The organism is Streptomyces sp. NPDC094032 (assembly GCF_040303965.1).
In the GTDB taxonomy this organism is placed as follows: Bacteria; Actinomycetota; Actinomycetes; order Streptomycetales; family Streptomycetaceae; genus Streptomyces.
Window position 1 is genome coordinate 160,352 of sequence record NZ_JBEOUE010000012.1, and the last position, 26,547, is coordinate 186,898.

Consider the following 26,547-nt stretch of genomic DNA (forward strand, 5'->3'; position numbering starts at 1 on the left):
CGCTACGCGCGTAGATATGCTCGACTGGTGACCATGCCCACCACTGCAACCGCAGCACACGCTTTCGCCGACGTGACCGCGTCCGACAGCACGCTGCGCCGTTTCCTCCACGGGCTGCCCGGCGTCGACGCCGTCGGCCTGGAGGCGCGCGCCGCGTCCCTCGGTACCCGCTCGATCAAGACCACGGCCAAGGCCTACGCCATCGACCTGGCCATCTCGATGATCGACCTGACGACGCTCGAAGGCGCGGACACCCCGGGCAAGGTCCGGGCGCTCGCCGCCAAGGCCGTCCACCCCGATCCGACCGACCGCGCGACCCCGACGACCGCCGCCGTCTGCGTCTACCCCGACATGGTGGCCACCGCCAAGGCCGCCGTCGCGGGCTCCGGCGTCAAGGTCGCCTCGGTCGCCACCGCCTTCCCGGCCGGGCGCGCCGCGCTGCCGGTGAAGCTGGCCGACACCGCCGACGCCATCGCCGCGGGCGCCGACGAGATCGACATGGTCATCGACCGTGGCGCCTTCCTCGCCGGCCACTACCTGAAGGTCTACGAGCAGATCGCCGCGATCAAGGCGGAGTGCGGCGACCGCGCGCGCCTGAAGGTGATCTTCGAGACGGGCGAGCTCTCCACGTACGACAACATCCGTCGCGCCTCCTGGCTCGGCATGATGGCGGGCGCGGACTTCATCAAGACCTCGACCGGCAAGGTCGCGGTCAACGCCACCCCCGCCAACACGCTCCTGATGCTGGAGGCCGTGCGCGACTTCCGCGCCCAGACCGGCGTCCAGATCGGCGTGAAGCCCGCGGGCGGCATCCGCAACACCAAGGAAGCCATCAAGTTCCTGGTCCTGGTCAACGAGACCGTCGGCGAGGACTGGCTGGACAACCACTGGTTCCGCTTCGGTGCCTCCAGCCTGCTCAACGACCTGCTGATGCAGCGTCAGAAGCTGGCGACCGGCCGCTACTCCGGCCCCGATTACGTGACGGTGGACTGATCAACATGGCATCTGCATTCGAGTACGCGCCGGCGCCCGAGTCCCGGTCCGTCGTCGACATCGCGCCCTCCTACGGCCTGTTCATCGACGGCGAGTTCGTCGACGCGGCCGACGGCAAGGTCTTCAAGACCGTCTCCCCCTCCACCGAGGAGGTCCTGTCCGAGGTCGCCCAGGCGGGCGCCGAGGACGTGGACCGCGCGGTGAAGGCGGCGCGGAAGGCCTTCGAGAAGTGGTCGGCGCTGCCCGGCTCCGAGCGCGCCAAGTACCTCTTCCGGATCGCCCGGATCATCCAGGAGCGCAGCCGCGAGCTGGCCGTCCTGGAGACCCTGGACAACGGCAAGCCGATCAAGGAGACCCGCGACGCGGACCTCCCGCTGGTCGCCGCGCACTTCTTCTACTACGCGGGCTGGGCCGACAAGCTGGACCACGCGGGCTACGGCGCGAGCCCCCGCCCGCTGGGCGTGGCCGGCCAGGTCATCCCGTGGAACTTCCCGCTGCTCATGCTGGCGTGGAAGATCGCCCCGGCCCTGGCGACCGGCAACACGGTCGTCCTGAAGCCGGCCGAGACCACTCCGCTCTCCGCCCTGTTCTTCGCGGACATCTGCCGCCAGGCGGGCCTTCCCAAGGGTGTCGTCAACATCCTTCCCGGGTACGGGGACACGGGCGCGGCCCTGGTCGAGCACCCGGACGTGAACAAGGTCGCCTTCACCGGTTCGACCGCGGTCGGCAAGGCCATCGCGCGTTCGATCGCGGGCACCGACAAGAAGGTCACGCTCGAACTGGGCGGCAAGGGCGCGAACATCGTCTTCGACGACGCCCCGATCGACCAGGCCGTCGAAGGCATCGTCAACGGCATCTTCTTCAACCAGGGCCAGGTCTGCTGCGCGGGCTCCCGTCTGCTGGTCCAGGAGTCGATCCAGGACGAGCTGCTGGACTCCCTCAAGCGCCGTCTGAGCACCCTGCGCCTGGGCGACCCGCTCGACAAGAACACCGACATCGGCGCGATCAACTCGGCCGAGCAGCTGGCCCGCATCACCTCGCTCGTGGAGCGCGGCGACGCGGAGGGCGCCGACCGCTGGACGGCCCCCTGCGAACTGCCCTCGGCCGGCTACTGGTTCGCCCCGACGCTCTTCACGGGCGTCACGCAGGCGCACACCGTGGCCCGCGACGAGATCTTCGGCCCGGTCCTGTCGGTGCTGACCTTCCGTACCCCCGACGAGGCCGTCGCCAAGGCCAACAACAGCCAGTACGGCCTGTCGGCGGGCATCTGGACGGAGAAGGGCTCGCGGATCCTCGCGGTCGCCAACAAGCTGCGCGCCGGGGTCGTCTGGGCCAACACGTTCAACAAGTTCGACCCGACCTCGCCCTTCGGCGGCTACAAGGAGTCGGGCTTCGGCCGCGAGGGCGGCCGTCATGGTCTGGAGGCCTACCTCGATGTCTGACGCGACCCGTCTTGGCGTCTTCAAGACCTACAAGCTGTACGTCGGGGGCAAGTTCCCCCGCTCCGAGAGCGGCCGGGTGTACGAGGTGACGGACTCCAAGGGCAACTGGGTGGCCAACGCGCCGCTCTCCTCCCGCAAGGACGCCCGTGACGCGGTCGTCGCCGCCCGCAAGGCCTTCGGCGGCTGGGCGGGCGCGACGGCCTACAACCGGGGCCAGATCCTCTACCGCGTCGCCGAGATGCTGGAGGGCCGCCGGGACCAGTTCGTCCGCGAGGTCGCCGAGGCCGAGGGCCTGTCGAAGTCGAAGGCGGCGGCCGTCGTCGACGCGGCGATCGACCGCTGGGTCTGGTACGCGGGCTGGACCGACAAGATCGCCCAGGTCGTGGGCGGCGCCAACCCGGTCGCGGGCCCGTACTTCAACCTGTCGACCCCGGAGCCGACCGGTGTCGTCACCGTGATCGCCCCGCAGGAGTCGTCCTTCCTCGGCCTGGTCTCGGTGATCGCCCCGGTCATCGCGACCGGCAACACGGCGGTCGTCGTCACCAGCGAGAAGGCCCCGCTCCCCGCGCTCTCCCTGGGCGAGGTGCTGGCCACCTCCGACCTGCCGGGCGGCGTGGTCAACCTGCTCTCCGGCAAGGCGTCCGAGATGGGCCCGCACCTGGCGGCCCACCAGGACGTCAACGCGATCGACCTGACCGGAGCGGGCGCCGAGCTGGCGCGCGAGCTGGAGATCGCGGCGGCGGACAACCTGAAGCGCGTCCTGCGCCCGCGTACCGAGGACTTCACCGCGTCCCCGGGCACGGACCGCATGACCGCGTTCCTGGAGACGAAGACGGTCTGGCACCCCACGGGTTCGCTGGGCGCGTCCGGCTCCTCGTACTAGGCGGTGCGACCGACGGCCCCCGGGATCTCCCGGGGGCCGTCGGCGTACGCGTACGCGGTTACGGAAGCAGCCCCTGCGTCAGCGGCCCCACGACCGGCAGGTCGGCCAGCGCGCCGCCCTTGGTGACGTGGTCGGTGAGCAGGTTGGTGCCGACCGGCTTGAAGTCGGCGATCTGGGTGCCGAGGCCGTTGTCGAGCGGGTCGACGCCCGTCTTCGCCAGCGGGTCGAGCTGGAGCCGGGTCAGCGGCGCGACACCGTGGCCGACGCCCGTCAGGGCCGCGGCACCGTCCACCTGCGTCAGCGAGTCGGCCGGCAGCGGCAGGGCCACCCCCTCGGCGGCCTGCGCCGCGCCGCTCACGCCGAACACGGCCGCGCCGGCCGCTGTGACGGTGAGACCGGCCTTCAGCAGGGCGCTGCGACGGGGGGTCCTGGATTCTGCGTGACGGGCCATGGAGATCCTTCCGAGGAGTGAGCGGGCGGGTACGGACAGTAGTGGAGGTGTGATGCTCGATACCAACGGGCCGCCTCGGTGGTCCCCTTTACGGGGTAATGGTTCACACTGGTGTCCCGTGAGTTCCCAACCGATCCCGACCCGGGTCGTCCTGCTCGCGGGCCCCTCAGGCTCCGGCAAGTCGTCCCTCGCCGCCGTCACCGGACTGCCGGTGCTGCGCCTCGACGACTTCTACAAGGAGGCCGACGACCCCACGCTGCCGCTGGTCGAGGGCAGCGCGGACATCGACTGGGACTCCCCACGCTCCTGGGACGGGGACGGGGCGGTCGCCGCGATCGTCGAGCTCTGCCGCACCGGCCGGACGGCCGTGCCCGTGTACGACATCTCCACCAGCTCGCGCGTGGACCAGGAGACGCTCGACATCGAGCGGACCCCGCTGTTCGTCGCGGAGGGCATCTTCGCCGCCGACATCGTCGAGCGCTGCCGTGAGCTCGGCGTCCTCGCCGACGCGCTCTGCCTGCGCGGCCGCCCGTCGACCACGTTCCGGCGCCGGCTGCTGCGCGACCTGAAGGAGGGCCGCAAGTCGGTCCCCTTCCTGCTGCGCCGGGGCTGGCGCCTGATGCGCGCCGAGCGCACGATCGTCGCCCGCCAGACCGCCCTGGGCGCCCACCCCTGCGGCAAGGACGAGGCCCTCGGCCGCCTGGCCGCCGCCGCGGCCGGCCGCCGCCGCACGCCGGCGACCCGCTGACACGCTGACGCGCTGACACGCGGAATCGCCGCCCACACGCGCCGAGGGCCGGACAGGATCCCCCGATCCTGTCCGGCCCTCGCCGTTTTCCCCGTACCCCCGTACGTTCCCCCGTACGTCCCCCGTACGTTCCCCCGTACCGCCCTCAGGCGACAAGCTCGCCGAAGGACTCCTCCTCGTCACGGCCGAAGCTCAGCACCTCGTCCTCGCGCAGCCTTCGCAGCGAGCGCCAGATGCTCGACTTCACCGTGCCGACACTGATGTCCAGGATCTCCGCGATCTCCGGATCCGTACGGCCCTCGTAGTAGCGCAGCACCAGCATCGTGCGCTGGGGCTCGGGCAGCCGGGCCAGGGCCTGCCACAGGACCGCGCGCAGCTCGGTGCCCCGCATCGCGTCCGTCTCGCCCACCGTCTCCGGGAGCTCCTCGGTCGGGTACTCGTTGAGCTTGCGCCGGCGCCAGGCGCTGATGTGCAGATTGGTCATGGTGCGCCGCAGATAACCGCCGACCGCGGCCTTGTCGCTGATCCGGTCCCACGCCCGGTACGTCGAGAACAGCGCGCTCTGCAGCAGGTCCTCGGCCTCGAAACGGTCACCGGTCAGGTGGTAGGCGGTGGCGTACAGGGAGGCCCGGCGCTCCTGGACGTAGGCCGTGAACTCGGCCTCCGAACATGAGGAGCGCTCCCCCGTGACCTCCCCGTACACCGCTGCCCCGTCAGCCACGGCGACCATGTACGGCGCCTTGTGCTGACGCCCGACGCTGCGAACGCACCCCCGTCCTCCCCCGAGCTCTCGGCTTCGCTCGAGCAGGGAGGTGCCCCCAACCGCGCCGGACTTCTCCGAGCTCCGGCTGACGTCGTGGAGGCGCGTGACAACTGCGCTTGAGGTGGTGCTGTGCAGTGCGTTCATTCCGCGCCCCCCGTCGTTCGGAGTCCGTAGGTCCTTGATGTCGAGAAGCCTGCCCGGTCGACATCATCGGGGTGTCCGCCGACTGTCACAGGCGTGTCACAGGCGGGGCGTCGCACCCCGGCCCCACCGGACGGTCGAACTCCGACGGCCTGATGGGACAGAATGAGCCCGTGCCTTTCCTGTTGCTGATCGAGGACGACGACGCCATCCGCACGGCCCTCGAACTCTCCCTGTCACGCCAGGGCCACCGTGTGGCCACCGCGGCGACGGGAGAGGACGGCCTGAAGCTGCTCAAGGAACAGCGGCCCGACCTGGTCGTGCTGGACGTGATGCTGCCCGGCATCGACGGCTTCGAGGTGTGCCGCCGGATCCGGCGTACGGACCAGCTGCCGATCATCCTGCTCACGGCCCGCAGCGACGACATCGACGTGGTCGTGGGCCTGGAGTCCGGTGCCGACGACTACGTGGTCAAGCCCGTCCAGGGCCGGGTGCTCGACGCCCGGATCCGGGCCGTGCTGCGGCGCGGCGAGCGCGAGTCCACCGACTCGGCCAGCTTCGGCTCGCTGGTCATCGACCGCTCCGCGATGACCGTCACCAAGAACGGCGAGGACCTCCAGCTCACCCCGACCGAGCTGCGGCTGCTCCTGGAGCTGAGCCGGCGGCCCGGGCAGGCCCTGTCGCGCCAGCAGTTGCTGCGGCTCGTGTGGGAGCACGACTACCTGGGCGACTCGCGCCTGGTGGACGCCTGTGTGCAGCGGCTGCGCGCCAAGGTCGAGGACGTGCCGTCCTCGCCGACCCTGATCCGTACGGTGCGGGGCGTCGGCTACCGGCTGGACGTCCCTGCGTGACCAAGGGGATCATCGCGGGGCTCCGGCTCACCAGCCTGCGGCTCCGGCTCGTCGTCGTGTTCGCCCTCGTCGCGCTCACCGCCGCCGCCGCGGCCTCCGGCATCGCGTACTGGCTCAACCGCGAGGCGGTGCTCACCCGCACCCAGAACGGGGCGCTGAACGACTTCCGGCAGGAGATGCAGAACCGGGCGGCCACGCTGCCGCCGCGGCCCACCGAGGAGGAGCTGCGGCGCACCGCCGAGCAGATGGCGAGCGGCAGCGCCGGTTACAGCGTGCTGCTCATCGGTGAGCGGGACGCGGGCAAGCCGATCGTCGGCGCCTCCGACCCGGACGCCTTCACCCTCGCGGACGTGCCGCGTCCGCTGCAGACCGCGGTGGAGACCAAGCGGCCCGTGACGGACGCCAACCCCTACCCGTACCACCTGTTCTGGCAGCGGACCCAGCGCGGTTCGACGCCGTACCTGGTCGGCGGGACGAAGATCGACGGCGGCGGGCCTACCGGCTACATGTTCAAGTCGCTCGCCGCGGAGAAGGCCGACCTCAACTCCCTTTCCTGGTCCCTCGGGATCGCCACCGGGCTCGCGGTGATCGGCTCGGTGCTGCTCGCGCAGGTCGCCGCCGCCACCGTGCTGCGGCCGGTGCAGCGGCTCGGCGAGGCCGCCCGGCAGCTCGGCGAGGGCAAGCTGGACACCCGCCTCCAGGTCTCCGGCACCGACGAACTGGCCGATCTCTCCCGTACGTTCAACAGCGCGGCCGAATCCCTCCAGAAGCGGGTCGCGGACATGAGCGCCCGGGACGAGTCGAGCCGTCGCTTCGTCGCCGACATGTCGCACGAGCTGCGCACCCCGCTGACCGCGCTGACGGCCGTCACGGAGGTCCTTGAGGACGAGCAGGACTCGCTCGACCCGATGATCGCCCCGGCGGTGGCGCTGGTGGTCAGCGAGACCCGGCGGCTCAACGACCTGGTGGAGAACCTGATGGAGGTGACCCGCTTCGACGCGGGCACCGCCCGGCTGGTCCTCGACGACGTGGACATCGCCGACCAGATCACCGCGTGCATCGACGCGCGGGCCTGGCTGGACGCGGTGGACCTGGACGCCGAGCGCGGGATCGTGGCGCGGCTCGACCCGCGGCGGCTCGACGTGATCCTGGCGAACCTGATCGGCAACGCGCTCAAGCACGGCGGTTCGCCGGTGCGGGTGTCGGTGCGGACGGAGCCGGCCGAGCGGGCCGAGGGGGCCGATCAGCCCGCCGCCACCGCCGGTGACGGCGAGGAGCGCGAGTACGGGGAGGATCTGGTGATCGCGGTGCGCGACCACGGGCCCGGCATCCCCGTCGAGGTCCTGCCGCATGTCTTCGACCGCTTCTACAAGGCGAGCGCGTCCCGGCCCCGCTCCGAGGGCAGCGGCCTCGGCCTGTCCATCGCCATGGAGAACGCGCTGATCCACGGCGGTTCGATCACCGCCGCCAACTCGACCGACGAGGAGGGCCGGGTGGACGGCGCGGTGTTCGTACTGCGGCTTCCCCGGGACGCCTCCGGGGTCGCGCGGGAGCTGCGGACCCGTAGCAGCCAGGGCGAGGTGGAGGAGCGTTGAGCCCCAGTCGGAACGGCCGTCACCGCCGCGGGGGTGCCCTGCTGGTCATGGGCGTGGCCCTGGCCGCCGGGCTCGTCTCCGGCTGCGGGATCAGGACGACCTCGGTGCCGGTGGACGCGGGCGCCGCGCCCACGCGGGTGCCGTGCGACGTGACCGGCGGCGCGGAGGCGGCCGGGACGCAGGGCGTGCCGCTGCGCGTGTACCTGCTGTGCGGGGCGCAGCTGGAGCGGGTGGAACGCCGCTCGCCGCTGCCGGAGGAGAAGGCCGTCGGCGATCCCGTACGCACGGCTTCGGCGCTGCTCGCGCAGTTGGAGAGCGAGCCGTCGGAGGAGGAGCGGCAGGCCGGGTTCGCGACGGCCGTGAAGGGCCCGCTGGTGGTGGCCGGCGGCCACCGGGGCGACCCGAAGGGCACGCTGCGGCTGAGCCGTCAGCCGGAGGACCTGCCGCCGACGGCGTTCGCGCAGATCGTCTGCACCTTCGCGGAGAGCGCGGCGGGCGCGGGCGGCGACACCGTGGTGCTCGGCGGCCCCGGCCCGTACGAGCCGCGGCGCTACCGGTGCACGCAGGAGCTGAAGGAGCGCCCGGACTCGACGGTGCAGACGACCCCTACGGCACCTACGGCTTCCTGAGTACGGGCAGGGGCGGGCGCGGCTTCCTCATCGGGGTGCATCGCGTCCCTGACCTCGTTCTTCGGGGCGGCGGAACCGATTCCGCCGGGGTGTGCGTCTTGGGGGGCGTGCAGCGTCAAGGTTCGGGTGATTCCGGCAGTTCGGGCGGCAGTGCCGCCATGGTCGTGCGCGTGGCGGGGTTCGCCCTCCTCCTCGCCCATCTGCTGTTCGTCGCCTGGGTGGCGCTCCGCCCACGGGACGTGGCCTGGGTGACCGCGCCGAACCTGACCCCGCTGGCCGGGATCAGGGTGGATCTGGCGCTCGGCCCGGCCGAGGCGGCCCGGCGGATCGCCGGGGGGCTGCTGCTCCTGGCCCCGCTGGGGGTGCTGCTGCCGATGGCCGACGGGCGGCTCTCCGTGTCGCCGTGGGCGTCCCTTGCCCGTACGACGGCGGCGGGGGCGCTGCTGTCGACGGTGATCGAGCTGTTGCAGACGGCGGTGCCCGGGCAGGTCGTGGACGTGGACTCGGTGCTCCTGAACACGGCGGGCGTGGCCCTCGCCCATCTGCTGCTCGTCCCGGCCGGGCGGGCGCGGCTGCGCCGCAGGTCGGGGGTGCGCTCCTCCTCTGGGAGGAGGCGGGGGCGTTCCCCGCAGGGGGTGACCCCGACGATTCCCAGGGTCGGGATCGCCCCGTAGACCGACGCTTCGTCCCGGGGTCCGGGGCGAGGATGGAGTCACATCGGGGGCCCGACGAAGCGGCCCCCGCGAGACTCCGAAGGAGCCCACCATGGCCGCACTTGCCCGCCCCCGTGAAGGACGCATGATCGGCGGAGTGTGCGCGGCGCTGGCACGGCGCTTCGGCATCTCCTCGGGGACGATGCGCCTGATCTTCCTGGTGTCGTGTCTGCTGCCCGGCCCGCAGTTCCTGCTCTATCTGGCGCTGTGGGTGCTGCTGCCGGAGGAGAAGTCGACGAGCGCCGCCTGGTAGGCGGACGCGTACGTGCCTGAGGGCGCCCATCCCGGTCCGGGGTGGGCGCCCTCAGGCGTGTGTACGGCGGTGGCCGGTGACCTCCGGGGGTCAGCCGCCGAGCGGGAGGCCGTTCAGCGGCAGGCCGCCGGTGAGCTGGCCGACCGGGAGGCCGCCGAGAAGACCGGTGAGCTGGCCGGCCGGGGTGTGGGCGAGGCCGGTCTGCACGCCGTCCATCGGGACCTTGGTGGCCTGCTCGGTGACCGGCGGGAGGGCCTTGCCGGCCTGGTCGGCGATCTGCGGGAGGGTCCCGATGCCCTGCTCGGCGCCGAGGTTCAGGGCGCCCTGGCCGGCTCCGAGGGTCTCGGCGACGCCGGAGGGGAGGTCGGTCACGTCCTCGCCGAGCGGCACGACGCTGGTGACCGTGCCGAGCGCGTCGGTGCCGACGAGCGGCAGCGCGGTGGCGGAGGCCGTACCGGCGGCGGCAGCGGCGAAAGCGGCACCGAGGGCGGCGACACCGAGCGTCTTGGCGGCAGACTGCTTCATCAGAAAATCTTCCTCAGGAATCTCAGTGGGGAATGCAGAGTGGCTACGCAAACTAATCAGCGAAAGTCCCCGCCGCAAACACCGAAAGGCGGCCGGGCGTGGTGGGCCCGGCCGCCCCGATGGTCCTCCTGAGGTGGCGGTCAGCCCGCCTGGCGGGAAGACTCGCTGGTCGTGGCCGTCTGCTGGAACAGCCATTCGGACTTCAGCTCGGCATAGCCGGGCTTGATCACATCATTGATCATCGCGAGGCGTTCATCGAAAGGAATGAACGCTGATTTCATCGCATTGACAGTGAACCACTGCATGTCGTCGAGCGTGTAGTCGAATGCCTCGACAAGGAATTCGAATTCACGGCTCATGCTGGTGCCGCTCATCAGCCGGTTGTCGGTGTTGACGGTGGCACGGAAGTGCAGCTTGCGGAGCAGCCCGATGGGGTGCTCCTTGTACGAGTCGGCGGCGCCGGTCTGGAGGTTGGAGGTGGGGCACATCTCCAGCGGGATGCGCTTGTCCCGCACGTACGCGGCGAGCCGGCCGAGGGTGACCGAGCCGTCGTCGGCGACCTCGATGTCGTCGATGATCCGCACGCCGTGGCCGAGCCGGTCGGCGCCGCACCACTGGAGCGCCTGCCAGATCGACGGGAGGCCGAAGGCCTCGCCGGCGTGGATGGTGAAGTGGTTGTTCTCCCGCTTCAGGTACTCGAAGGCGTCCAGGTGCCGGGTGGGCGGGAAGCCCGCCTCGGCGCCCGCGATGTCGAAGCCGACGACCCCGGTGTCGCGGTAGCGGTTGGCCAGCTCGGCGATCTCCAGGGCGCGGGCGGCGTGCCGCATCGCGGTGAGCAGGGCGCCGACCCGGATGCGGTGGCCGTTCGCCCGGGCAAGCCGCTCGCCCTCGCGGAAGCCCTCGTTGACCGCCTCGACGACCTCCTCCAGGGTGAGGCCGCCCTCCAGGTGCTGCTCGGGGGCGTAGCGGACCTCCGCGTAGACGACGCCGTCCTCGGCGAGGTCGACGGCGCACTCGGCGGCGACCCGGACCAGGGCCTCGCGGGTCTGCATGACGGCGCAGGTGTGCGCGAAGGTCTCCAGGTAGCGCTCCAGGGAGCCGGAGTCGGCGGCCTCCCGGAACCAGACGCCCAGCTTGTCGGGCTCGGTCTCGGGAAGGCTCTCGTAGCCCTGGGCACGGGCGAGTTCGATGATCGTGCCGGGGCGCAGCCCACCGTCGAGGTGGTCGTGGAGAAGCACCTTCGGGGCGCGGCGGATCTGGTCCGCGGCGGGGGTGCTGGGGATCTGGCTCGTCATTTCGGCACTCTAGCGCCTACGCGCGTAGAGCGCGCCCCTTTCGCGCCGTATCCAGGGGCGCGGAATTCCGTGCGGCCGGGCCCCCGCCCGCCCTAGCCTGGCCGTATGCCTCCCGCCGCCGCCACCCCGAAGCCCGACCCCGCCGACCCCGCCGACCCCGAGGAACTGCGCCGGATCCACGCCTTCCTGTCCTCCTTCACCCGGCGGCAGGCGGAGCGGACCGTCCCGGTACCCGGCGGTTTCGCGGCCCTGGACGACACGTACGCGCTGTCCTACGGCAACAACTACGTCCTGATCGACGGGCCGACCGACCCCGAGGCGCTGCCCGGCCACGTGGACGCGGCCATGGCCCCGCTGGCGCACCGCGCGGTGTACGTGCTGGACGCGGCGACCGGGGAGGCGTGCGCGGGCCCGCTGGCCCGGGCCGGGTACACCCTCACGCGCACGGTCGTGATGCGCCACGAGGGCCCGCTCCCCGAACGCGGCGGAGCCCGCGAGGTCGGCCTCCCGACCCTGCGCGGCCCGCTCACCGAGAGCCAGCGGCGCTTCCTGCCCGACGCCCCCGACGAGGTGATCCGCACCCTGGTGGAGCGCCGCTCGGCCCGCCTGCGCGGCGCCCCCGACGTCCGCTTCCTCGCCTCGCACAACACGTGGGGCGAACCGGCCTCCTGGGCCGACCTCTACCTGGACCCGGCCACCGGCGTCGCCCAGATCGAGGACCTCGTCACGGCCGCGTCCCACCTCGGCCAGGGCCACGCGGGCGTCGTCCTGGACACCGCCCTCCGCCTGTCCGCCGAGGCCGGCTGCACCACCCGCTTCCTGATCGCCCTGACCGACGACTGGCCCCGCCACTGGTACGCCCGCCGGGGCTTCGTCCCGGTCGGCAGCGTGCACTGCTTCGAACGGACCTGAGGCGTACGGACGTTCGGCCGAGCGATACGTAACATTGAATGCTCCCCACCCGGGACGGCGTGGGGATTTCCGGCTCGGACAGCCTCCTGGGACTACGTCCCGGAAGGTCTTGGGTCCTCGACACCGACCGGGTCCAAACCTGCCCGGAGGAGCATCACGTGGGCGGAGTTCTTGTCCCGACGGGACGAGACTCCGCACGCGGCGCAGGTGTAGATGCGCATCCTCAGCGGCCGTGCTTGTGCCCCATCTCGATCAGGGCCTTCTTGGTGGCGCCGATGGCGGCGTCCGCGGCCTTCCTCGCCATGGTGCTCCTGGCGAGGAACTTCGGTCTGAAGTCCTCGACGGCGAGGGCGTCATGGTCACGGACGACCCGCTTGGCCCACTTGCGTGCCGTGTCCTCGCGCTGACGCGCGGCCTTCTTGTACGCCTTGGCCCGCAGCCGCCTCGCTTCGCGGTACCCGGCCGACGCGGGCTGCCCGGCCTTCGGCCGGCGGCGGGCCATCATCCGGTCGTACCGGGTCAGCCGCACCCGCGCATTCTGCCCATGCTCGGCGTGGGGCAGATCGTGGTCATCGGACGTGGTGGTCGCCGTCTCCCTCACTCCCCAGTCCACGCCGATCACCCGCCCGGTCGTGGGCAACGGCTCCACCTGGGCCGCGACGACGAACGAGGCGTACCAGTGCCCCAGGGTGTCGCGGAGCACCCGGACACTGGAAGGAGGTGTGGGCAGCGAGCGCGACCACACCACGGTCAGCACGATCCCTCCGGCGAGATGAAGACGTCCGTCCTTCAATCGGAAGCCGCGTCGCGTGTAGTTCAGGCTCGGCAGAGCTCCATGCCGCTTCCTGTACCTGGGCGTCCCGGCCCGGCGGGCCACGGGCAGACCCTCCGCGATGTCCTTGAGCGCCTTCGCGCGTGCCTTTCCGAAGTCACGGACGGTCTGCTGCTGCACGACCGACGATCCTTCCCGCAACCACGGGACGCGCGCTCGAGCCTCGGTCAGCATGCGGTCGAGCCGCACGGGCCCGCACGTCCCGGCCTGGGCGACGCACTCGTTCCAGACCCAGCGGCTGCGACCCCACTCACCCGACAGCGCGGCGAGCGCTGTCGAGGACACCCGCAGACGGAATGTCCACCGGACATGTCCGGTAAGGGCGTTGGGCGGGTCGGTCATGCGGCGACGGTATCCGGCTTCGCTTGCCCTGTCCGGACGATCTCGCGGTGGCCCCCGAAAGAGTGGTCGACTACGTGCAGCTTGCGGCGATCTGAAGACTGGGCAACCTTCACACTCAATTGACCGCACGTAGGGGTGTCGTACACCTCCACTTCTGAGACTGTTCCGTCATGGCGCACTACGCACTCGTAGGAACGGCCGGCTCCCGGAGACCCCGGCTCGGGCGGCCCGCAGGAGCGGCGAACCCGGTCACCGAGGCGGGCGGGGTGGTTCTGCTGCTCCCGGACGGGGAGGACTCCTCGGCGCGGGGGCCCTCGGCGTTCGCGCGCGCGGCGGCGGTGCCGCTGGCGCGGCGGCTGGCGCGGGCGGGGCGGGCCGAGGGGCTGGTCGCGCATGTGGTCCGGTACCGGGGGCGGGGGTGGAACGGGACGGACGCGCAGTTGGCCGAGGACGCCTCCTGGGCGGTGTCCGAGGCGGTGCGGCGGTACGGGGACGTGCCGGTGTGTCTGCTGGGGCGCGGGATGGGGGCGCGGGCGGCCCTGCGGGCGGCGGGGCACCCGGCGGTGGCGGCGGTGCTCGCGCTCGCGCCGTGGCTGCCCGAGGAGGACCGGGCGGCCGAGCCGGAGCCGGTGCGGCAGCTGGTCGGGCGGCGGGTGCTGATCGTGCACGGCACGAACGACTCCCGGACCGACCCCGAGCTGTCCTACCGCTTCGCCGAGCGGGCCAAGAAGTCCAACCGGGACACCTGCCGCTTCGAGGTGCACGCCGACGGGCACGGGCTGCGCCAGTACCAGGACGAAGTCGGGGCGCTGGCGGCCGACTTCGTGCTGTCCACGCTGTTCGCGCGGCCACAGAGCCGGCCGCTCGCGGACGCGATGGCCGCGCCGCCGCCGCTGGGGCTGCGGATGCCGTTGGCGGCCGGGTTCGGACGGTCGTTGCGGTAGGACGGCCTCACTCCGGGAGCAGGGTGCCTCGTTTGCCCAGGAGGAATTTCTTGAAGGCGGCGACCGGGGGCGTGTCCGGGTGGCCGTCGAGCCAGGCCACGCCGATCTCGCGGACCGCGCGCGGGGAGGTCACGCCCAGTTCGACGACGCCCGGGCGGGCGACCGCGGGCGGGGGCAGCAGGGCGACGCCGAGCCCCGCGGCGACCAGGCCGCGCAGGGTCTCGGCCTCCTCGCCCTCGAAGGCGATCCGGGGCGTGAACCCGGCCTGGGCGCACAGGTCGTCGGTGATGCGGCGCAGCCCGTAGCCGGGTTCCAGGGTCACGAAGGTCTCGTCGGCGGCCTCGGCGAGGCGGATGCGCTTGCGGCCCGCGAGGCGGTGGTCGTCGGGGACGACGAGGCGCAGGCGCTGTTCGTCGAGGCGGCGGGCGACGAGGTCGGGGGCGTCGGGGACGGGTGAGGTCAGGCAGAGGTCGAGCTCGCCCGCGCGGAGGCGTTCGATCATCGCCTCGCCGTAGTTCTGCACGAGGGTGAAGCGGACCCTGGGGTGGTCGACGCGGAAGGCGCGCAGGAGTCCGGGGACGGTCTCGGAGCCCATGGTGTGCAGGAAGCCGAAGGCGACCCGTCCCGCGGTGGGGTCGGCGTCGGCGCGTACCGAGTCGGCGGCCTTCTCGACCTCGGCGAGCGCGCGCTCGGCGGAGGCGAGGAAGCGGCGGCCCGCCGGGGTGAGCGAGACGGTGCGGCCGCGGCGGGCGAAGAGGGCGACGCCGAGGTCCTCTTCGAGCCGGACCACGGCGCGGGAAAGGGTGGACTGGGGGACGCCCATCTCGGCGGCGGCCCGGGTGACGTGCTCGTGCCGGGCGACGGCGGCGAAGTAGGCGAGCCGGGGCGCGAGCAGCAGTCCCATGTCTTCTTCGTTACTGTTCGGTGACAGGCGAGGCTGTGACCTGTACTCATGCAGCATGGGAACGATTACAGCAGTTCCGTGCATTGGACGCATGAACTGGGTCGTCCTACGTTCGTGTACATGCCTTCCGCCAGTACCAAGGCGGCCGCCACCAGCCCGGCCGCCGATTCCCGTCTCTCCCCCGGTGTCCCCGGCTACCGCCGGATGAGCCTCGCGCTGTTCGCCGCGGGAGTGGCCACCTTCGCCCTCCTCTACTCCACCCAGGCCCTCCTGCCCGCCGTCTCGGCCGAGTTCGGCGCCTCCGCGTCGGCGGCCTCCTGGACGGTCTCCGCCGCGACCGGCGCGCTCGCCCTGTGCGTCCTGCCGCTCAGCGCCCTGTCCGAGCGCTTCGGGCGGCGCTCGATGATGACGGCCTCGCTCGCGGTCGCCGTGGGCGTCGGGCTGCTCGTGCCGCTCGCCCCCAGCCTGGAGAGCCTGGTCGTGCTGCGCGCGGTGCAGGGCGCGGCGCTGGCCGGTGTGCCGGCCTCGGCCATGGCCTTCCTCGCCGAGGAGGTGCGGCCGAAGGCGCTGATCGCCGCGATCGGTCTCTTCGTGGCGGGCAACTCGATCGGCGGCATGAGCGGGCGGATCGTCACCGGCTGGATCGCGCAGCTGTGGGGCTGGCGGGCGGGTCTGGCCGCCGTCGGCGTGCTGGCCGTGGTCTGCGCGGTCGCCTTCCGGGCGCTGCTGCCCAGGGCCCGGCACTTCACGCCCGGTTCGCTGAACCCGAGGGCGCTGGGCCGGACCGTACGGGGTCATCTCGCGGACCCGCTGCTGATGCGGCTGTACGTGATCGGCGCGCTGTTCATGACGGTGTTCGGCGCGGTGTACACGGTGATCGGCTACCGCCTGGTCGAGGCGCCGTTCTCGCTGCCGCAGGGCGTGATCGGCTCGATCTTCCTGGTCTACCTGGTGGGTACGGTCTCCTCGGCCGCCGCCGGGAAGCTGGTCGGCCGGCTCGGGCGGCGCGGGGCGCTGTACCTGGCCGTCTCCACGACGACGGCGGGCCTGCTGCTCTCGCTCGCCGACACGCTGCCCGCCGTCCTCGCGGGCCTGGTGCTGATCACGGCCGGCTTCTTCGCCGGGCACGCGGTGGCCTCCTCCTCGGTGAGCCGTACCGCGAAGACGGGCCGCGCGCAGGCCTCGGCGCTCTACCAGTCGGCGTACTACCTGGGCAGCAGCGCGGGCGGCACGCTCGGCGCGGTGGCCTTCCACGCGGGCGGCTGGGCCGGGACGGTCCTGATCGGTCTGGTGGCGGTGCTCGGCGTCGTGTCGGTCACCCTCTACGGCTCGCACAGCGCGCGGGTCGAGGCGCGCCGGGTCGAGGCCCGCCGCCTGCGGATCGCCTGCTGAGCGACCGCAACTGTTCGGCTCCCCCGGACGTCGTAAGAGGCAGGACTCAAGGGGGAGTTGACGATCATGAATGCGATACGGAGGAGGGCCGGCATCGGCCTCGCGGTCACCGCGCTGGTGGTTCCGGTCACGGTGGCGCTCGGCAGCGGGCCGGCGGCGGCGGCGTCCTGCACCGCGACGACCGGTCCGTACCAGAAGCAGGTGGAGAAGTTCCTGGGCCGGCCGGTCGACGGGCGCCAGTCGCTCGCCGACTGCAAGGCGATCCAGGGCTTCCAGCTCAAGCACGGCATCACGCCGTCGGCGGGCTACGCCGGGACGGTCACCTGGCGCACGATGTCCACGATGCTGGCGCAGCGGGCGGCCGGAACCAATCCCAACAAGGACGGCAGGTGTCCGACGAACAAGGGGCGGATCGCCTGTGTCGACCTGACGCGGCAGCTGACCTGGATCCAGGACGGGTCCCGGCTCAAGTACGGCCCGGTGCCGGTGCGTACGGGCAAGGCGGCCACGCCGACGCGTACCGGCGCGAAGAAGATCTACTGGCGCAACATCAACCACTGGTCGACGCTGTACAACGTGTCGATGCCGTACGCCCAGTTCTTCGACGGCGGGCAGGCCTTCCACTCGACCACCAAGTCCATGTGGAATCCGCCGGGTTCGGGCGGCTGCGTGAACATGCGGTCGGCCGACGCCAAGGCGTACTGGAATCTGCTCAGGAACGGTGACGACGTGTTCGTGTACGGGCGCAAGCCCGGCACGTGAGCCGGTCGGCCGCGCGTTGTCGGTGCGCTGCGGTAGCTTCCCCTCATCGGCTCCGAACGGGGGCCGGTGAGGGGCGAGCGGGGTGGGACCGATGACCGACGTGATGACCGAGGACCTGGAGAAGTACCGTACGGAGCTGACGGGTTACTGCTACCGGATGCTGGGCTCCGCCTTCGAGGCGGAGGACGCGGTGCAGGACACGATGGTGCGTGCCTGGCGCGCGCTCGACTCCTTCGAGGGGCGGTCCTCGCTGCGGTCCTGGCTGTACCGGATCGCCACCAACGTGTGTCTGGACTCGCTCAGCGCGGGGAACCGGAGGGCTCGTCCGATGGACCTGACGGATCCGACGCCGGTCGCGCAGGCCCGGCTCAACGAGCGCCCGGAGATCACCTGGCTGGAGCCGGTGCCGGACGGGCGGGTGCTGCCGTCGGTGGCGGACCCGGCGGAGACGGCGGTCTCCCGGGAGACGGTGCGGCTGGCGTTCGTGGCGGCGCTCCAGCATCTGCCGCCGAAGCAGCGGGCGGTGCTGATCCTGCGCGAGGTCCTCGCGTGGAAGGCGAGCGAGGTGTCCGAGCTGCTCGGCACGTCGGTCGCGTCGGTCAACAGCGCGTTGCAGCGGGCCCGGGCGACGCTGGCCGAGCAGGCGCCGGCCGCCTCGGACGCGGCGGATCCGCTGGACGAGGAGCAGAAGGCGCTGCTCGACCGCTATGTGGCGGCCTTCGAGGGCTACGACATGCAGGCGCTGACCGCGCTCCTCCACGAGGACGCGACGATGTCCATGCCGCCGTACGACCTGTGGCTGCGGGGCCACGAGGACATCGTGGGCTGGATGCTGGGGGTCGGCGAGGTCTGCCGGGGCTCGAAGCTGGTGCCGACCGTGGCGAACGGCGCGCCGGCCTTCGCGCACTACCACCCGGACCCGGAGGGCGGTTTCGCGCCGTGGGCGCTGATCGTGCTCCAGGTGCACGACGGGAAGATCGGCGGGATGGACTTCTTCCTGGACACCAAGCGCTGGTTCCCGCTGTTCGACCTGCCGGACCGGCTGCCCGCCTGATCAGAGCAGGTCGCCGAGGCCGGCGAGGTCCAGTACGGCCCGCAGCTCGGGCCCGGCTCCCCGGAAGGTGAGCCGGTGCCCGCGCCGCCGGGCGGCCAGCCGCAGCCGCGCCACGGCGTCGACGGCGCCGAGGTCGGCCCGGCGTCCGAGGCCGCCGAGCTCACAGACCACGTCGGTGGGCTCGGCCGCGTCCAGCAGGGCGCAGAGCCGTCTGACCTCCTCCGGGGCGGGGCGCCCGGTGAGCCGTAGTTCGAGAGTGCGAGAAGTGTCCACATCAGAAGGACCGCCGCCGCCCCCGTAACTCATCGCGGCGCCCTCTAGGCTCAGGCCCATGACTCATGATCGTGTCGAACTGGTGATCTTCGACTGTGACGGTGTTCTGGTCGACAGCGAGCGCGTCTACTGCCGGGTGGACCGGGAGGTCTTCGCGGAGGTGGGCGCGGAGTTCACCGAGACCGAGATGGCGGACCTGTTCATCGGCGTCTCGCACAAGCGCCTCACCGCGCTCGTCGAGGAGCGGGCGGGCCGCACGCTGGCCCCGGACTGGCAGCACCCGTTCCGGCAGCGCTACGAGGACGCCCTGGACGCGGAGCTGACCGTGGTCGAGGGCATCACGGACGTCCTCGACGCCCTCTCCGTCCCCTTCTGCCTCGCCTCCAACGGCAGCCCCGAATCCATCCGCGCCAACCTGACCCGCACGGGCCTCCTCGACCGCTTCGAGGGCCGCATCTTCAGCGCCCGCCACGTCCCCCACCCGAAGCCGGCCCCCGACCTCTTCCTGCACGCCGCCACCACGATGGGCGTCCCGCCCGAACACTGCGCCGTCGTCGAGGACTCCCCGTACGGCGTCCAGGCCGCCCGCGCGGCCGGCATGCGCGCCTTCGGCTACTGCGGCGGCCTGACCAGGGCGGACCGCCTGATGGGCCCGGGCACGGTGGTCTTCGACGACATGCGGGAGCTGGTGGGGCTGCTGACCTGAGCCGGAGACGTATGCCTCCGGCTCAGGTCCGGCATCAGACCGTCACGCGATGCGGTCGAGCACGATCGGGTTCGCCGTGAAGGACGTGCCCTCGGGGGCGATGTCCCAGGAGGTCGTCAGGGACTTCAGGGCGTAGTCGAACTTCTCCGGGGTGTCCGTGTGGAGGGTCAGCAGGGGCTGGCCCGCCGTGATCGTGTCGCCCGGCTTGGCGTGGAGTTCGACGCCCGCGCCGGCCTGGACCGGGTCCTCCTTGCGGGCGCGGCCGGCGCCCAGGCGCCAGGCGGCGATGCCGATGTCGTAGGCGTCGAGGCGGGTCAGGACGCCGGAGGAGGGGGCGGTGATGACGTGCTGCTCGCGGGCGACCGGGAGGGTCGCGTCCGGGTCGCCGCCCTGGGCCTGGATCATGCGGCGCCAGACGTCCATCGCGGAGCCGTCGGCGAGGGCCTTCGCCGGGTCGGCGTCCTTGATGCCGGCCGCGGTGAGCATCTCGCGCGCCAGGGCGATCGTGAGGTCGACGACGTCCTGGGGGCCGCCGCCCGCGAGGACCTCGACGGACTCGCGGACCTCCAGGGCGTTGCCCGCGGTGAGGCCGAGCGGGGTCGACATGTCGGTGAGGAGCGCGACGGTCTTCACGCCGCTGTCGGTGCCGAGGGCGACCATGGTGGAGGCGAGCTCGCGGGCGTCCTCGATGGTCTTCATGAAGGCGCCGGTGCCGACCTTGACGTCCAGGACGAGCGAGCCGGTGCCCTCGGCGATCTTCTTCGACATGATCGAGGAGGCGATCAGCGGGATCGCCTCCACCGTGCCGGTCACGTCACGGAGCGCGTAGAGCTTCTTGTCCGCGGGGGCCAGGCCGTCGCCCGCCGCGCAGATGACCGCGCCGGTGGTGTCCAGGACGTGCAGCATCTCCTCGTTGGAGAGCAGCGCCCGCCAGCCCGGGATGGACTCCAGCTTGTCCAGGGTGCCGCCGGTGTGGCCGAGGCCCCGGCCGGAGAGCTGCGGCACGGCCGCGCCGCAGGCGGCGACCAGCGGGGCGAGCGGCAGGGTGATCTTGTCGCCGACGCCGCCGGTGGAGTGCTTGTCGGAGGTGGGGCGGGAGAGGGAGGAGAAGTCCATGCGCTCGCCGCTGGCGATCATCGCCGCGGTCCAGCGGGCGATCTCGTCCCGGTTCATGCCGTTCAGCAGGATCGCCATGGCCAGGGCGGACATCTGCTCGTCGGCGACCTCGCCGCGGGTGTAGGCGTCGATGACCCAGTCGATCTGCTCGGGGCTCAGCTCGCCCTTGTCCCGCTTGGTGCGAATGACGGAGATGACGTCCATGGTGAAGCCTCTTTCTACGCGCATAGAGAGGGAAAGGAGGAGCGGCCCTCCCATCGTGCCGGAAGGGCCGCTCCGAAGTACTACTTGGTGAGATGGTCCGGGCCGAACGCCTGCGGGAGCATGTCCGCGAGCGTGACGAACCCGGCGGGCGTCTCCAGGACGAGTTCGGGGCCCCCGAACTCGTACAGGAGCTGCCGGCAACGGCCGCACGGCACCAGGGACTCGCCCCGGCCGTCCACGCACACGAAGTGCGTGAGCCGGCCGCCCCCGGTCGCCTGGAGCTGCGACACCAGGCCGCACTCGGCGCACAGACCGAGACCGAACGAGGCGTTCTCCACGTTGCAGCCGGAGACCACCCGCCCGTCGTCGACCAGGGCCGCCGCCCCCACCGGGAAGCCGGAGTACGGGGCGTAGGCGTGGGACATGGCCTCCCGGGCGGTCGCCCGAAGGAGCTCCCAGTCCGTCACTTGCCCTGGCCCTTCCGGTACGGCAGACCGTCCGCCTTCGGCATCCGCAGCCGCTGCGCCGACAGGGCCAGCACGAGCAGCGTGGTGACGTACGGAGCGGCGTCCACGAACTGGCTCGGGACCTCGTCGGTGAACGCGTACCAGAGGAAGAAGCCCGCGGAGAAGGCGGCGGAGACGCCCGCGACCACGTACTTCTTCTTGTACAGCTGCCACAGCGTGGCGATCACCAGGAGCAGCGCGACCAACAGCAGCAGCGCGTGCACGTTCTCGGCGCCGCCGCGCAGCTTGAGGCTGTCGGTGAAGCCGAAGAGGCCGGCGCCCATCGCCATGCCGCCCGGCATCCAGTTGCCGAAGATCATCGCGGCGAGACCGATGTAGCCGCGGCCGCCGGTCTGGCCCTCCTGGTAGATGCCGGTGGCGACGATCGCGAGGAACGCGCCGCCGAGGCCGGCCAGACCGCCGGAGACGGTGACGGCGATGTACTTGTACTTGTAGACGTTGACGCCCAGCGACTCGGCCGCGACCGGGTTCTCACCGCAGGAGCGCAGCCGCAGGCCGAAGGAGGTGCGCCAAAGCAGCCACCAGGTGCCCGGGATCAGCAGGATCGCGACCACGGTCAGCAGCGACAGGTTGGTGACCAGACCGCCGAGGATGCCGGCGATGTCGGAGATCAGGAACCAGTGCTTCTGCTGGAGGTCCTGCAACCAGTCCGAGAGCCCTGGGATCGTGATCTGGGTGATCTGGTCGATCCGCGGGGACTGCTTGGAGGAGCCGCCCTCGGCCTCGCCGAAGGTGAAGTTCGACAGGTAGCGGGTGAAGCCCACCGCGAGGATGTTGATCGCCACACCGGAGACGATGTGGTTGACGTTGAACGTCACGGTGATGATCGCGTGCAGCAGGCCGCCGATCGCACCGCCGAGGATGCCGACGGCCACGCCGGTCCACGGACCCCACTGGTAGCCGGCCCAGGCACCGAACCAGGTGCCGAGGATCATCATGCCTTCGAGACCGATGTTGACGACGCCCGCGCGCTCGGCCCACAGACCGCCGAGACCGGCGAGGCCGATCGGCACCGCGAGCTGGAGCGCGCCGGAGACCTGGCCGACGGAGGTGAGGTCGTCGGCCCCGGAGATGACCCGGACCAGCGAGAAGAGGGCGAGACCGCCCGCGACGATCAGCAGGATCCAGGGCCAGGTCAGCTTGCGGCGCCCGGCGCTCTGGGGCGCGGCGCTCGGCTTGGCAACGGTGCCGGTGCTCATGCCGCCACCTCCTTGTCGGTCTTGATGGCACCGCCGGCGGCGAGCTGCTCGCCGACCTTCTGCTGCTGGCGGCGGAGGCCGTAACGGCGGACGAGCTCGTAGGAGACGACCACGGCGATCACGATGATGCCCTGCATGATCTGGGTGATCTCCTTCGGGTACCCGGCGGTGTCGAGCGAGCTCGACGCCTTGTCCAGGAACGCGAAGAGGAGGGCCGCGAAGAGGATGCCGACCGGGTGGTTGCGGCCGAGCAGGGCGATGGCGATGGCGGTGAAGCCGACGCCGACCGGGAAGTCGAGGCTGTACGTGTGGGTCTCGCCGAGCAGCGTCGGCATGCCGGACAGACCGGCCAGCGCACCCGAGATCAGCATCGTGGTGAGGATCATCCGCTTGGCGTCGACGCCGCTGGCCTGCGCGGCGGACTCGCTGGCGCCGGTGGCGCGCAGGTCGAAGCCGAACTTGGTGCGGTTGAGCGCGAACCAGTAGACGACGCCGAGCGCGAGCGCGACGAAGGTGAAGCCGTAGATCTGGCCGTTGCCCTCGCCCATGTCGATGCCCGGGAACCAGCCGGACTCGGCGATGTCACCGGTGGTGAGGTTGTTGGAGCCGGCCGGCTGGACGCCGAAGTTCTTCGGCAGGATCAGCCAGGCCACCAGGGCGGTGGTGATGGCGTTGAGCATGATCGTCGAGACGACCTCGGAGACCCCGCGGGTGGTCTTCAGGATGCCCGCGACACCGGCCCAGGCGGCACCGGTGAGCATCGCGACCAGCACGATCAGCACGATGTGCAGCGGCCCCGGCAGCGTGACGGCGGCGCCGACCACGGCCGAGAGCATCGCGGCGAGGCGGTACTGCCCGTCGACGCCGATGTTGAAGAGGTTCATCCGGAAGCCGACGGCCACGGCCAGGGCCGCCAGGTAGTAGATCCCGGTCTGGTTGATGATCAGGACCTGGATGTCCGAGTACGCGGCGTTCTCGATCATCAGCCGGATCGGCTCGATCGGGTCGAGGCCCGTGGCGAGCAGCACCAGCACGGTGAGGACGAACGAGGTGACCAGGGCGAGCACGGGGCCCGCGGCCCCGATGATCAGCTTGTCCTTGTCGATTTTCATCATCGGGCGTCACCGTCTTCGGGGTGCTCTTCGGTGCCTTCGAGGTGGCCGGTGACCGCGCCGGTCATGGCGGAGCCCAGCTCCTCGGGCGTGATGGTGGCGGGGTCGGCGTCGGCGACCAGCTTGCCGCGGTACATGACGCGGAGCGTGTCGGAGAGGCCGATCAGCTCGTCGAGGTCGGCGGAGATCAGCAGCACCGCCAGGCCCTCGCGGCGGGCGTCGCGGATCGCGTCCCAGATCTGCGCCTGGGCGCCGACGTCCACACCACGGGTGGGGTGGGCGGCGATCAGGAACTTGGGGGCGTGGCTCATCTCGCGGCCGACGATCAGCTTCTGCTGGTTGCCGCCGGAGAGCGAGGCCGCGGTGACGTCGATGCCCGGGGTGCGCACGTCGTACTCGCGCACGATCCGCTCGGTGTCCTTGCGGGCGGCCTTCGGGTCGAGGATGCCGCGCTTGGAGTTGGGCGCCTCGGTGACATGGCCGAGGATGCGGTTCTCCCAGAGCGGGGCCTCCAGGAGCAGGCCGTGGCGGTGCCGGTCCTCGGGGATGTAGCCGATGCCGCCCTCGCGGCGCTTGCGGACCGAGACCTTGGAGATGTCGGTGCCGTCGAGGGTGATGACGCCCGCGTCGGGGCTGTTCATGCCCATCAGGGCCTCGATGAGCTCGGTCTGGCCGTTGCCCTCGACGCCGGCGATGCCCAGGATCTCGCCCTTGTGGATGGTGAGCGAGACGTCGTCGAGCAGCTTGCGGCCCGCGACGGCCTCGTCGTGGACCTCGACCGCGGTGGCCGGGTCGGCGGGCGCGGCGGTGGTCAGCGGGGCGCTGGGGGCGGCCCCGGACTCGACCAGGGTCAGCCCCTGCACCTTGAGCATCGGGACGTCCGTCACCGTCGACTCGCGGGTCTCCGGCGAGGGCAGCTCGCTGCCGACCATCAGCTCGGCGAGCTGCTTGGTGGTGGCGGTCTTCGGGTCGGCGGTGCCGACCGTGGTGCCGCGGCGGATGACGGTGATGTCGTCGGCGACCTTCAGGACCTCGCCCAGCTTGTGCGAGATGAAGATGACGGTCAGGCCCTCGGACTTGAGCTCGCGCAGGTTGTCGAAGAGCGCGTCGACCTCCTGCGGCACGAGGACCGCGGTCGGCTCGTCGAGGATGAGGATCTTGGCGCCGCGGTAGAGGACCTTGAGGATCTCCACGCGCTGCCGGTCGGCGACACCGAGGTCCTCGACGAGGACGTCGGGGCGGACCCCGAGGCCGTACGCGTCGGAGATCTCCTGGATCTTCCGGCGGGCCTTGGCACCGATGCCGTAGAGCTTCTCGCCGCCGAGGACGACGTTCTCCAGGACCGTCAGGTTGTCGGCGAGCATGAAGTGCTGGTGCACCATGCCGATGCCGCGCGCGATGGCGTCGGCGGGGCTGGAGAACGAGACCTGCTCGCCGTCGACGGCGATGGTGCCCTCGTCCGGCTTCTGCATGCCGTAGAGGATCTTCATCAGGGTGGACTTGCCGGCACCGTTCTCGCCGATGAGGGCATGCACGGTGCCCTTGCGGACGGTGATGGCGATGTCCTTGTTGGCGACGACGCCGGGGAACCGCTTGGTGATGCCGTGAAGTTCTACGGCAGGGGGGCTGGACGCGTTGATGGCGCACTCTCCTTGGCCGGAAGGAGCGGGAGCGGAGGGGCAGGGCGGGGCGAAGTTATCGTGCCGGTGTGACATCTACACGCGTAGCGCTGCCGAAAATTGAAAACCCGTACGGGAATGGGCCCGGGGCCCGGTCCGGTGGGAAGTGCCACCGGGACCGGGCCCTCGGGCTCAGGTCGTGACCTGGTGCCGTTACGGCGTGGTCTTGACCGTGATCTTGCCGTCGACGATGTCCTTCTTCGCCTTGTCGACAGCGGCGATGAGGTCGGTCATCTTCTTGTAGGCGGGGTTGGAGTCGGCCAGGCCGACGCCGTCCGTGGCGAGGCCGTAGCGGATCTCACCGGACTGCGGCTTGCCGTCCTTGACCGACTTGATCAGGTTGAAGACGGAGTCCGAGACGTCCTTGGTGACCGAGGTGAGGATGCTGTCCTTGTACGCGGCCAGACCCTTCTGGTTGTACTGGTCGGAGTCGACGCCGATGGCCCACTTGCCGGCCTTCGAGGTGGCCTCGATCGCGCCGGAGCCGGCCAGACCGGCGGCCGCGTAGATCACGTCGGCGCCCTTGTCGAGCTGGCCCTGCGCGGCGGCCTTGCCGAGGTCGGGCTTGGCGAAGCCGTCGAAGTTCGGCGGCTGGGTCAGGTACTGGGTGAGCACCTGGGCCTTGGGGTTGGTGTCCTTGACGCCCTGGGTGAAGCCCGCCTCGAACTTCTTGATCAGCGGGACCTCGACACCGCCGATGAAGCCGACCTTGCCGGTCTTGGACGCCTTGGCGGCGGCGACGCCGGCCAGGTAGGAGCCCTGCTCCTCGTTGAAGACGAGGTTGGCGATGTTCGGGCCGGTCTTCGACGTGTCGTCGATGATGCCGAAGGTGGTCTTCGGGTAGGCCTTGGAGACCTTCTCGATCGCCGGGGCGTAGGCGAAGCCGACGCCGATGACCGGGTTGTTCCCGGCGCGGGCCAGAGCGGTCAGGCGCTGCACCTTGTCGGCGTCGCCCTCGCCCTCGGACGGCTCGGCCTCGGCGCCCTTGACGCCGAGCTCCTTCTCGGCCTTCTGCAGACCCGCGTAGGCGGCGTCGTTGAAGGACTGGTCGCCGCGGCCGCCGATGTCGTACGCGATGGCGGCCTTGGTGGCACCGGCGGTGGAGCTGGAGCTCGAACCGGAGTCCGTCGACGACTTGCCACAGGCGGTGGCGGACAGGGCGAGGGCCGCGGAGGCGATGCCTACCGTGGTGATCCTGGTGATCCGGCGCAAGAGGAGGGTCCCTTCGAGACTGACCGAAAGCGCCTCTTCCGGCGCTGGTTTCGCGGCGATCGTAACGCGCGTAGATGTCAGTTAAAGACCCGTTC

General features: G+C 71.4%; 27 protein-coding genes and 1 pseudogene. 15 read left to right on the forward strand and 13 right to left on the reverse strand.

Annotation, left to right across the window (positions count from 1 at the left end):
* Positions 1-33 precede the first annotated feature (33 nt).
* Genes deoC through ABTZ54_RS19080 form a run of 3 tightly spaced genes read left to right on the forward strand, consistent with a single transcriptional unit; the run spans position 34 to position 3,318 of the window.
* On the forward strand, positions 34-993 hold the full coding sequence (gene deoC, locus ABTZ54_RS19070; protein WP_351664556.1) for a deoxyribose-phosphate aldolase: 960 nt from the start codon (positions 34-36) through the stop codon (positions 991-993).
* A 5-nt stretch (positions 994-998) separates the two neighbouring features.
* A complete protein-coding gene (locus tag ABTZ54_RS19075; RefSeq protein ID WP_351664558.1) occupies positions 999-2,435 on the forward strand; it encodes an aldehyde dehydrogenase family protein in 1,437 nt (478 codons plus the stop codon).
* Positions 2,428-3,318 (forward strand): aldehyde dehydrogenase family protein, encoded by an 891-nt coding sequence (locus ABTZ54_RS19080; protein WP_351664560.1) that lies wholly within the window; start codon positions 2,428-2,430, stop codon positions 3,316-3,318. The genes ABTZ54_RS19075 and ABTZ54_RS19080 overlap by 8 nt, the downstream gene beginning before the upstream one ends.
* A 58-nt stretch (positions 3,319-3,376) precedes the next feature.
* On the opposite strand, the gene ABTZ54_RS19085 is transcribed toward ABTZ54_RS19080, so the two are convergent.
* The gene (locus tag ABTZ54_RS19085) at positions 3,377-3,769 is read right to left on the reverse strand and encodes a hypothetical protein (RefSeq protein ID WP_351664562.1); all 393 of its coding nucleotides are present in this window, start codon (positions 3,767-3,769) and stop codon (positions 3,377-3,379) included.
* A 52-nt stretch (positions 3,770-3,821) separates the two neighbouring features.
* Between ABTZ54_RS19085 and ABTZ54_RS19090 the strand changes: the two genes are divergently transcribed.
* Positions 3,822-4,517 (forward strand): uridine kinase family protein, encoded by a 696-nt coding sequence (locus tag ABTZ54_RS19090; RefSeq protein ID WP_351664564.1) that lies wholly within the window; start codon positions 3,822-3,824, stop codon positions 4,515-4,517.
* A 145-nt stretch (positions 4,518-4,662) separates the two neighbouring features.
* Here the strand turns inward: ABTZ54_RS19090 and ABTZ54_RS19095 are convergent, their stop codons facing one another.
* Complete coding sequence (locus ABTZ54_RS19095; protein WP_351664566.1) at positions 4,663-5,424, reverse strand: SigE family RNA polymerase sigma factor; 762 nt, start codon at positions 5,422-5,424, stop codon at positions 4,663-4,665.
* A gap of 170 nt (positions 5,425-5,594) precedes the next feature.
* Here ABTZ54_RS19095 and afsQ1 point away from each other — a divergent pair, with 170 nt between their 5' ends.
* From afsQ1 to ABTZ54_RS19120, 5 genes are all read left to right on the forward strand, one after another.
* Entirely contained in the window at positions 5,595-6,272 is a 678-nt protein-coding gene (gene afsQ1 / locus ABTZ54_RS19100) for a response regulator (protein ID WP_205628185.1), read from the forward strand.
* Complete coding sequence (locus ABTZ54_RS19105; RefSeq protein WP_351664568.1) at positions 6,269-7,867, forward strand: ATP-binding protein; 1,599 nt, start codon at positions 6,269-6,271, stop codon at positions 7,865-7,867. Before afsQ1 ends, ABTZ54_RS19105 begins: the two co-directional genes overlap by 4 nt.
* Positions 7,864-8,496 (forward strand): hypothetical protein, encoded by a 633-nt coding sequence (locus tag ABTZ54_RS19110; protein WP_351664570.1) that lies wholly within the window; start codon positions 7,864-7,866, stop codon positions 8,494-8,496. The genes ABTZ54_RS19105 and ABTZ54_RS19110 overlap by 4 nt, the downstream gene beginning before the upstream one ends.
* 158 nt (positions 8,497-8,654) lie before the next feature.
* Positions 8,655-9,170 (forward strand): VanZ family protein, encoded by a 516-nt coding sequence (locus ABTZ54_RS19115; RefSeq protein WP_351664572.1) that lies wholly within the window; start codon positions 8,655-8,657, stop codon positions 9,168-9,170.
* A 91-nt stretch (positions 9,171-9,261) separates the two neighbouring features.
* Positions 9,262-9,462, forward strand: coding sequence for a PspC domain-containing protein (locus tag ABTZ54_RS19120; RefSeq protein ID WP_351664574.1), 201 nt, complete (start codon positions 9,262-9,264; stop codon positions 9,460-9,462).
* A 90-nt stretch (positions 9,463-9,552) separates the two neighbouring features.
* On the opposite strand, the gene ABTZ54_RS19125 is transcribed toward ABTZ54_RS19120, so the two are convergent.
* Positions 9,553-9,987: a hypothetical protein gene (locus tag ABTZ54_RS19125; RefSeq protein WP_351664576.1), complete on the reverse strand. Its 435-nt coding sequence runs from the start codon at positions 9,985-9,987 to the stop codon at positions 9,553-9,555.
* Positions 9,988-10,127: 140 nt separating this feature from the next.
* A complete protein-coding gene (locus ABTZ54_RS19130; protein ID WP_351664578.1) occupies positions 10,128-11,282 on the reverse strand; it encodes an adenosine deaminase in 1,155 nt (384 codons plus the stop codon).
* 105 nt (positions 11,283-11,387) lie between these two features.
* Here ABTZ54_RS19130 and ABTZ54_RS19135 point away from each other — a divergent pair, with 105 nt between their 5' ends.
* The gene (locus ABTZ54_RS19135) at positions 11,388-12,194 is read left to right on the forward strand and encodes a GNAT family N-acetyltransferase (protein ID WP_351664580.1); all 807 of its coding nucleotides are present in this window, start codon (positions 11,388-11,390) and stop codon (positions 12,192-12,194) included.
* 92 nt (positions 12,195-12,286) lie between these two features.
* Here ABTZ54_RS19135 and ABTZ54_RS19140 read toward each other — a convergent pair.
* A pseudogene (locus tag ABTZ54_RS19140) lies at positions 12,287-13,368 on the reverse strand (RNA-guided endonuclease InsQ/TnpB family protein).
* A 170-nt stretch (positions 13,369-13,538) separates the two neighbouring features.
* On the opposite strand from ABTZ54_RS19140, the gene ABTZ54_RS19145 reads away from it, so the two are divergent.
* Complete coding sequence (locus ABTZ54_RS19145; RefSeq protein WP_351664582.1) at positions 13,539-14,312, forward strand: alpha/beta hydrolase; 774 nt, start codon at positions 13,539-13,541, stop codon at positions 14,310-14,312.
* Positions 14,313-14,319: 7 nt separating this feature from the next.
* Here the strand turns inward: ABTZ54_RS19145 and ABTZ54_RS19150 are convergent, their stop codons facing one another.
* Positions 14,320-15,273 carry a LysR family transcriptional regulator gene (locus tag ABTZ54_RS19150; protein WP_351664584.1) on the reverse strand — a complete coding sequence of 318 codons (954 nt, stop codon included), beginning with the start codon at positions 15,271-15,273 and terminating at the stop codon, positions 14,320-14,322.
* 63 nt (positions 15,274-15,336) lie between these two features.
* Here ABTZ54_RS19150 and ABTZ54_RS19155 point away from each other — a divergent pair, with 63 nt between their 5' ends.
* From ABTZ54_RS19155 to ABTZ54_RS19165, 3 genes are all read left to right on the forward strand, one after another.
* The gene (locus tag ABTZ54_RS19155; RefSeq protein WP_351664586.1) at positions 15,337-16,608 is read left to right on the forward strand and encodes an MFS transporter; all 1,272 of its coding nucleotides are present in this window, start codon (positions 15,337-15,339) and stop codon (positions 16,606-16,608) included.
* A 66-nt stretch (positions 16,609-16,674) separates the two neighbouring features.
* Positions 16,675-17,370, forward strand: coding sequence for a L,D-transpeptidase (locus tag ABTZ54_RS19160; RefSeq protein ID WP_351664588.1), 696 nt, complete (start codon positions 16,675-16,677; stop codon positions 17,368-17,370).
* A gap of 91 nt (positions 17,371-17,461) precedes the next feature.
* Complete coding sequence (locus tag ABTZ54_RS19165) at positions 17,462-18,424, forward strand: sigma-70 family RNA polymerase sigma factor (RefSeq protein ID WP_351664590.1); 963 nt, start codon at positions 17,462-17,464, stop codon at positions 18,422-18,424.
* Here ABTZ54_RS19165 and ABTZ54_RS19170 read toward each other — a convergent pair whose 3' ends face one another.
* Positions 18,425-18,757: an STAS domain-containing protein gene (locus ABTZ54_RS19170; RefSeq protein WP_351664592.1), complete on the reverse strand. Its 333-nt coding sequence runs from the start codon at positions 18,755-18,757 to the stop codon at positions 18,425-18,427.
* Between ABTZ54_RS19170 and ABTZ54_RS19175 the strand changes: the two genes are divergently transcribed.
* Complete coding sequence (locus ABTZ54_RS19175; RefSeq protein WP_351664594.1) at positions 18,756-19,403, forward strand: HAD family hydrolase; 648 nt, start codon at positions 18,756-18,758, stop codon at positions 19,401-19,403. The genes ABTZ54_RS19170 and ABTZ54_RS19175 overlap by 2 nt on opposite strands.
* A gap of 42 nt (positions 19,404-19,445) precedes the next feature.
* Here ABTZ54_RS19175 and ABTZ54_RS19180 read toward each other — a convergent pair whose 3' ends face one another.
* The 6 genes from ABTZ54_RS19180 to ABTZ54_RS19205 form a co-directional block, all read right to left on the reverse strand.
* On the reverse strand, positions 19,446-20,723 hold the full coding sequence (locus ABTZ54_RS19180) for a thymidine phosphorylase (RefSeq protein WP_351664596.1): 1,278 nt from the start codon (positions 20,721-20,723) through the stop codon (positions 19,446-19,448).
* Between the two features lie 80 nt (positions 20,724-20,803).
* Positions 20,804-21,190: a cytidine deaminase gene (locus ABTZ54_RS19185; protein WP_351664598.1), complete on the reverse strand. Its 387-nt coding sequence runs from the start codon at positions 21,188-21,190 to the stop codon at positions 20,804-20,806.
* The gene (locus tag ABTZ54_RS19190; RefSeq protein ID WP_351664600.1) at positions 21,187-22,449 is read right to left on the reverse strand and encodes an ABC transporter permease; all 1,263 of its coding nucleotides are present in this window, start codon (positions 22,447-22,449) and stop codon (positions 21,187-21,189) included. Before ABTZ54_RS19190 ends, ABTZ54_RS19185 begins: the two co-directional genes overlap by 4 nt.
* Positions 22,446-23,564: an ABC transporter permease gene (locus ABTZ54_RS19195; protein ID WP_351664602.1), complete on the reverse strand. Its 1,119-nt coding sequence runs from the start codon at positions 23,562-23,564 to the stop codon at positions 22,446-22,448. Before ABTZ54_RS19195 ends, ABTZ54_RS19190 begins: the two co-directional genes overlap by 4 nt.
* Positions 23,561-25,276 carry an ABC transporter ATP-binding protein gene (locus tag ABTZ54_RS19200; RefSeq protein ID WP_351664604.1) on the reverse strand — a complete coding sequence of 572 codons (1,716 nt, stop codon included), beginning with the start codon at positions 25,274-25,276 and terminating at the stop codon, positions 23,561-23,563. The genes ABTZ54_RS19195 and ABTZ54_RS19200 overlap by 4 nt, the downstream gene beginning before the upstream one ends.
* A gap of 117 nt (positions 25,277-25,393) precedes the next feature.
* Positions 25,394-26,452 (reverse strand): BMP family lipoprotein, encoded by a 1,059-nt coding sequence (locus tag ABTZ54_RS19205; RefSeq protein ID WP_351664606.1) that lies wholly within the window; start codon positions 26,450-26,452, stop codon positions 25,394-25,396.
* Between the last annotated feature and the right edge of the window lie 95 nt (positions 26,453-26,547).

Excerpts from the sequence above, each read along its gene's own strand:
- ABTZ54_RS19130 (WP_351664578.1), bottom strand. The coding sequence starts at position 11,282 with ATGACGAGCCAGATCCCCAGCACCCCCGCCGCGGACCAGATCCGCCGC.
- ABTZ54_RS19145 (WP_351664582.1), top strand. The coding sequence starts at position 13,539 with ATGGCGCACTACGCACTCGTAGGAACGGCCGGCTCCCGGAGACCCCGG.
- ABTZ54_RS19080 (WP_351664560.1), top strand. The coding sequence starts at position 2,428 with ATGTCTGACGCGACCCGTCTTGGCGTCTTCAAGACCTACAAGCTGTAC.
- ABTZ54_RS19075 (WP_351664558.1), top strand. The coding sequence starts at position 999 with ATGGCATCTGCATTCGAGTACGCGCCGGCGCCCGAGTCCCGGTCCGTC.
- ABTZ54_RS19085 (WP_351664562.1), bottom strand. The coding sequence starts at position 3,769 with ATGGCCCGTCACGCAGAATCCAGGACCCCCCGTCGCAGCGCCCTGCTG.
- ABTZ54_RS19195 (WP_351664602.1), bottom strand. The coding sequence starts at position 23,564 with ATGATGAAAATCGACAAGGACAAGCTGATCATCGGGGCCGCGGGCCCC.
- ABTZ54_RS19115 (WP_351664572.1), top strand. The coding sequence starts at position 8,655 with ATGGTCGTGCGCGTGGCGGGGTTCGCCCTCCTCCTCGCCCATCTGCTG.
- ABTZ54_RS19120 (WP_351664574.1), top strand. The coding sequence starts at position 9,262 with ATGGCCGCACTTGCCCGCCCCCGTGAAGGACGCATGATCGGCGGAGTG.
- ABTZ54_RS19200 (WP_351664604.1), bottom strand. The coding sequence starts at position 25,276 with ATGTCACACCGGCACGATAACTTCGCCCCGCCCTGCCCCTCCGCTCCC.
- ABTZ54_RS19165 (WP_351664590.1), top strand. The coding sequence starts at position 17,462 with ATGACCGACGTGATGACCGAGGACCTGGAGAAGTACCGTACGGAGCTG.
- ABTZ54_RS19190 (WP_351664600.1), bottom strand. The coding sequence starts at position 22,449 with ATGAGCACCGGCACCGTTGCCAAGCCGAGCGCCGCGCCCCAGAGCGCC.
- deoC (WP_351664556.1), top strand. The coding sequence starts at position 34 with ATGCCCACCACTGCAACCGCAGCACACGCTTTCGCCGACGTGACCGCG.
- ABTZ54_RS19175 (WP_351664594.1), top strand. The coding sequence starts at position 18,756 with ATGACTCATGATCGTGTCGAACTGGTGATCTTCGACTGTGACGGTGTT.
- ABTZ54_RS19155 (WP_351664586.1), top strand. The coding sequence starts at position 15,337 with ATGCCTTCCGCCAGTACCAAGGCGGCCGCCACCAGCCCGGCCGCCGAT.
- ABTZ54_RS19135 (WP_351664580.1), top strand. The coding sequence starts at position 11,388 with ATGCCTCCCGCCGCCGCCACCCCGAAGCCCGACCCCGCCGACCCCGCC.
- ABTZ54_RS19125 (WP_351664576.1), bottom strand. The coding sequence starts at position 9,987 with ATGAAGCAGTCTGCCGCCAAGACGCTCGGTGTCGCCGCCCTCGGTGCC.
- ABTZ54_RS19160 (WP_351664588.1), top strand. The coding sequence starts at position 16,675 with ATGAATGCGATACGGAGGAGGGCCGGCATCGGCCTCGCGGTCACCGCG.
- ABTZ54_RS19170 (WP_351664592.1), bottom strand. The coding sequence starts at position 18,757 with ATGGGCCTGAGCCTAGAGGGCGCCGCGATGAGTTACGGGGGCGGCGGC.
- ABTZ54_RS19180 (WP_351664596.1), bottom strand. The coding sequence starts at position 20,723 with ATGGACGTCATCTCCGTCATTCGCACCAAGCGGGACAAGGGCGAGCTG.
- ABTZ54_RS19095 (WP_351664566.1), bottom strand. The coding sequence starts at position 5,424 with ATGAACGCACTGCACAGCACCACCTCAAGCGCAGTTGTCACGCGCCTC.
- ABTZ54_RS19150 (WP_351664584.1), bottom strand. The coding sequence starts at position 15,273 with ATGCTGCATGAGTACAGGTCACAGCCTCGCCTGTCACCGAACAGTAAC.
- ABTZ54_RS19090 (WP_351664564.1), top strand. The coding sequence starts at position 3,822 with ATGCTCGATACCAACGGGCCGCCTCGGTGGTCCCCTTTACGGGGTAAT.